This window comes from Kitasatospora sp. NPDC036934, assembly GCF_055608425.1.
The window spans coordinates 1-1,433 of sequence record NZ_JBVJQR010000079.1; the positions used below are offsets into that span (position 1 = coordinate 1).

Sequence of the window (1,433 nt, forward strand, 5' to 3'; positions counted from 1 at the left end):
AGCTAACCGGTCCCCTTAACGTTCCAGCACCGGGCAGGCGTCAGTCCGTATACATCGCCTTACGGCTTCGCACGGACCTGTGTTTTTAGTAAACAGTCGCTTCTCGCTGGTCTCTGCGGCCACCCCCAGCTCTGGCAGCAAGTGCCGTCACCAGGAATGGCCCCCCTTCTCCCGAAGTTACGGGGGCATTTTGCCGAGTTCCTTAACCATAGTTCACCCGAACGCCTCGGTATTCTCTACCTGACCACCTGAGTCGGTTTGGGGTACGGGCCGCCATGAAACTCGCTAGAGGCTTTTCTCGACAGCATAGGATCATCCACTTCACCACAATCGGCTCGGCATCAGGTCTCAGCCTCAATGAGTGACGGATTTGCCTATCACTCGGCCTACACCCTTACCCCGGGACAACCACCGCCCGGGCTGGACTACCTTCCTGCGTCACCCCATCGCTCACCTACTACAGACTTGGACCAGCGGCTCCACCACTTCCCTTTGCCCGAAGGCTCCGGGACGGCTTCACGGCCTTAGCATCACCTGGTTCAGCGTTGGCGCTTCAAAGCGGGTACGGGAATATCAACCCGTTGTCCATCGACTACGCCTGTCGGCCTCGCCTTAGGTCCCGACTTACCCTGGGCAGATCAGCTTGACCCAGGAACCCTTGGTCAATCGGCGCAAGAGTTTCCCACTCTTGTATCGCTACTCATGCCTGCATTCTCACTCGTATACCGTCCACGACTCGATTCCTCGGCCGCTTCACCCGGCACACGACGCTCCCCTACCCATCACAGCAGGCGTTGGCCCTATATGCTGCAATGACACGACTTCGGTGATGTGCTTGAGCCCCGCTACATTGTCGGCGCGGAATCACTTGACCAGTGAGCTATTACGCACTCTTTCAAGGGTGGCTGCTTCTAAGCCAACCTCCTGGTTGTCTCTGCGACTCCACATCCTTTCCCACTTAGCACACGCTTGGGGACCTTAGTCGGTGTTCTGGGCTGTTTCCCTCTCGACCATGGAGCTTATCCCCCACAGTCTCACTGCCACGCTCTCACTTACCGGCATTCGGAGTTTGGCTAAGGTCAGTAACCCGGTAAGGCCCATCGCCTATCCAGTGCTCTACCTCCGGCAAGAAACACGTGACGCTGCACCTAAATGCATTTCGGGGAGAACCAGCTATCACGGAGTTTGATTGGCCTTTCACCCCTAACCACAGGTCATCCCCCAGGTTTTCAACCCTGGTGGGTTCGGTCCTCCACACGGTCTTACCCGCGCTTCAACCTGCCCATGGCTAGATCACTCCGCTTCGGGTCTTGGGCATGCAACTCAACCGCCCTATTCGGACTCGCTTTCGCTACGGCTACCCCACACGGGTTAACCTCGCTACACACCGCAAACTCGCAGGCTCATTCTTCAAAAGGCACGCAGTCACGGCC

At 57.6% G+C, this 1,433-nt stretch carries 1 rRNA gene; it reads right to left on the reverse strand.

The window, feature by feature from the left end:
- Positions 1-1,433: ribosomal RNA gene (locus tag ACZ7BZ_RS38315) — 23S ribosomal RNA — on the reverse strand; the annotation flags it as partial.